At 47.8% G+C, this 253-nt stretch carries 1 protein-coding gene; it reads right to left on the reverse strand.

Features of this window, described 5'->3' with window-relative positions:
* A partial coding sequence (locus tag FFO06_RS20965; protein ID WP_201275516.1) for an LVIVD repeat-containing protein occupies positions 1-253 on the reverse strand: 253 nt, incomplete at both ends.

The raw sequence follows: 253 nt of genomic DNA on the forward strand, positions 1-253 counted from the left end.
CAACTTGCACACCTATAGCAGAGCCAGATGTATCATAATTGCCCTTGAGGGTGGGGGTTGTGGGGTTGCTGATGTCAATGATTTGTAGTCCTGAACCAGCATCAGCTACGTAAGCATAGTTACCGACAACTTGCACACCTATAGCAGAGCCAGATGTATCATAATTGCCCTTGAGGGTGGGGGTTGTGGGGTTGCTGATGTCAATGATTTGTAGTCCTGAACCAGCATCAGCTACGTAAGCATAGTTACCGAC

It is taken from the genome of Dolichospermum planctonicum (genome assembly GCF_005402965.1).
GTDB lineage: Bacteria > Cyanobacteriota > Cyanobacteriia > Cyanobacteriales > Nostocaceae > Dolichospermum > Dolichospermum planctonicum.